Here is a 2,759-nt window from a genome sequence, read left to right as displayed (position 1 = left end):
GCGCCGCCTCCACGGTCACCGACCCGCGCTGCTCGCGCAGCAGGGAACATATCCGGCTGGTCATTGGACTTGCCATTTGCTGATCAAGGACTGGACCAGTTGCATGAGGTGCGGGCCCAGCAGCACCGCGGCCAGGATCAGCACGACCCCGATGATCACGGCGTACTCGACCGTCACCGCACCGGTGTCCTCGGTCCACAGCCGCACCAGCGCAACACGCGCTCGTCGGCACATTTTTGCGATCTTCATGGGCCTTTCTCCTTGCTACGCAAAGGGTTCAGGGAGTGATGACTTGGGTGGCGATGCCGCGCACCACGAGCAGGACCATGCCGACCACCAGCAGCGCGACCGGCCACACCAGCCACTCCACGCGGGCGTTAGCCGTGGCGGTGTCGGTCTGGATCGCGGTGGCCCGCAGGGCGGTGGCCTTGTCGCGTAGGGCCCGGCTGATCGCGGCCCCGTCGGTGGCAGTGGCGATGATCTCGGCGAGATCAGCGACCTCACGGACCTGGACCTGCTCGGCCAGCGCAGTCAACGCCTCCCAGGGCGTGTGGCCGAGACGCTGGGCGCTACGCAGCCGGGCCCGCACCAAAGTGGCGACCCAACCGTCGGCGACCGCGGTAGCTTCGACGACGGCTTGAGCCGGGGCGCGGCCAGCGTCGCGTTCCTGCGCGGTCAGATCGCACAGCACAGCGATCGCGGCGACGAGCTGCCCGCGCGCCACCTTGGCCGCCCGCGTCACCATCACCACGGGCACCATCCAGCCCATGGCCATGCCGGCCAGCGCCGCAACCGGCAGCTGAAGCGGCGACAGGATCGGGACCACAAGGGCCGTCGTGGCGAGCAGTCCGATGCCGCCCGCGGCGAGGCGGCGGGTGGTGAACGCCTGAGCTGTCTGCCCGAGCACCATCAGGTCGGCGGTCGGGATGCGCCACCAGCGCCGCGAGGACCGCGCGCAGGCCGCGGTCAGCCGCTCCAAACCGCCCTGCCACCACGCGGGTGGCTGCGTTGGTGGGTCGGGGTTGGCGGTGATCGCATCGAAGCGGGCGATGGTGACTGCCAACGGCTCCGATCGCGCCGGCAGCAGCGCGGCGCCGATCAGGATCAGGCCGGCGGCGACGCCGGCCGTGAGCAGCAGCACGGTGGTCATCGCCGGCCACCTGCACGATCGTCGATCAGGAAGCGGGACGAGCATGCGGGGCGGGTCAACCAGTAGGCCAGGGCAAACGCCGCCGCCCAGATCACCGCGACGACGCCGACCCACAGCTGGCCCTCCAGGTCGCGGTAGGAGTCCAGCAGCCGGGAGCCTGCCAGCAGGCCGACCACGGTGACGGCGACAACGCCCATGATGATCACCATCTGGGTGCGGGGCCGCTGCCGCTCGGCCTCCAGCCCCAGCTCGGCCTGCACCTGCTGCCGCAGCGTCACCGCCCGCGCCTGCAACACCTCCACCAGCCCGGCACCGCCGTCACGCACGCGCAGGATCAGGCTCGCGACCAGGGCGTCGACCTCGCCGTCGGCCAAGTCGTCGGCAAACGCGCGCAGCGCCGGCTCCGCACCCATCGACCGGATCCGGAACGCCAGCGTGCTGACGCGATCAGCCAACGCGGCCGGGGCGGTGCGGGCCGAGCGGCCGATGGCGTCCTCGATGCCACCCGTTCCGGCCGCGAGCAGCCCGGCCAGGCGCTGGATCCACTCCGCCAACGCCTCCCGCCGCTGCATCACCTGCCGCGCGCCGGATGGGTGCAGCAGCTTCGGCCCGGCATAGACGCCGGCGGCCACGGCGATCCCGCCGACCGGCCAGCCGGTGGCAGTCCACGCCACCACACCGGCGCCCAACGCGGCCGCCGCCATCGCTGGCTGGATCCGAAGTCTCCTGCTCGACAAGGTAATTCTGGGAACGTGCAGACCGAGCAGCCCAGCTCCGATGGCGCACAGACCAATCGCGGCACCGATTCCACAGAGGACGGTGATCATCACGCACCTGCCCACGCGTCGAGGTCGAGACCGTGCGGACGCAGCAGTTCCCGCAGCCGTGGGCTAGGCGGGAACCCCGGCCGCGCGTGCCCAGTGTGCGGGGCGGGGCCGTACAGCTCGGTCGCGTCCGGGCGGCCGGCATCGCCGACCTGGCCAACCTCCAGCACCTGGGTGATGAACCGCTCCCGCACCGACCGACCGCCCTCGACTCGGTCGCGGCGGCGGACGTGGACGATCAGGTCGACCGCAGACGCGGTCCACCGGTAGGCGGACTCAACCGGCAGCGGCGGGACCGCCAGCTGGGCCATGTTCGCGATCCTGTCGAACACCCCGTGCCCAGCCTCGGCGTGCAGGGTGCACAACCCACCCGCGCCGGTGCTCAACGCCCGCAACAAGGTGGTGACCTCGCCGCCGCGGACCTCGCCGACGATCACCCGCCGCGGCGAGTGCCGCAACGCCTGGATCAGCAACTGCTCCACCGTGATCGCGCCGACGCCTTCGGCGTTGGGGAGCCGTGCCTCCATCGAGGTCACCAACGGATGCCGCGCTGGCCACGTGTGCAGACCGAGCTCACGGTCATCCTCGATCGTGACCACGTGCTCGAACGGCGGGATCTCGTGACACAGAGCGCGTAGCAGGGTGGTCTTGCCGGCGCCCCACTCCCCCGAGACCACGATCCGCAGACCCGCTCGGACGGCCGCAGTCAGGAAGTCAGCCAGGCCCTCATCGAGGGTCTGATGGGCGACGAGGGTGTCCAGGGTTGCGTTGACCAGCCGGTGTCG

At 71.2% G+C, this 2,759-nt stretch carries 4 protein-coding genes; all 4 read right to left on the bottom strand.

Annotated elements, in window-relative coordinates:
- Window positions 1-60 precede the first annotated feature (60 nt).
- A complete protein-coding gene (locus KUTG_RS59095; RefSeq protein WP_157494830.1) occupies window positions 61-249 on the bottom strand; it encodes a hypothetical protein in 189 nt (62 codons plus the stop codon).
- A gap of 28 nt (window positions 250-277) precedes the next feature.
- Window positions 278-1,150: a hypothetical protein gene (locus tag KUTG_RS28610; protein WP_052395522.1), complete on the bottom strand. Its 873-nt coding sequence runs from the start codon at window positions 1,148-1,150 to the stop codon at window positions 278-280.
- Entirely contained in the window at window positions 1,147-1,854 is a 708-nt protein-coding gene (locus tag KUTG_RS28605; RefSeq protein WP_052395521.1) for a type II secretion system F family protein, read from the bottom strand. Before KUTG_RS28605 ends, KUTG_RS28610 begins: the two co-directional genes overlap by 4 nt.
- Window positions 1,855-1,976: 122 nt before the next feature.
- Window positions 1,977-2,759: CpaF/VirB11 family protein (locus tag KUTG_RS28600; RefSeq protein WP_043721139.1), on the bottom strand; the 783-nt coding region annotated here is incomplete at its 5' end.

The sequence above is a fragment of the Kutzneria sp. 744 genome (assembly GCF_000568255.1).
In the GTDB taxonomy this organism is placed as follows: Bacteria; Actinomycetota; Actinomycetes; order Mycobacteriales; family Pseudonocardiaceae; genus Kutzneria.
This window is presented reverse-complemented; position numbering and strand designations above follow the sequence as displayed.

Excerpts from the sequence above, each read along its gene's own strand:
- KUTG_RS59095 (WP_157494830.1), bottom strand. The coding sequence starts at position 249 with ATGAAGATCGCAAAAATGTGCCGACGAGCGCGTGTTGCGCTGGTGCGG.
- KUTG_RS28610 (WP_052395522.1), bottom strand. The coding sequence starts at position 1,150 with ATGACCACCGTGCTGCTGCTCACGGCCGGCGTCGCCGCCGGCCTGATC.
- KUTG_RS28605 (WP_052395521.1), bottom strand. The coding sequence starts at position 1,854 with ATGGCGGCGGCCGCGTTGGGCGCCGGTGTGGTGGCGTGGACTGCCACC.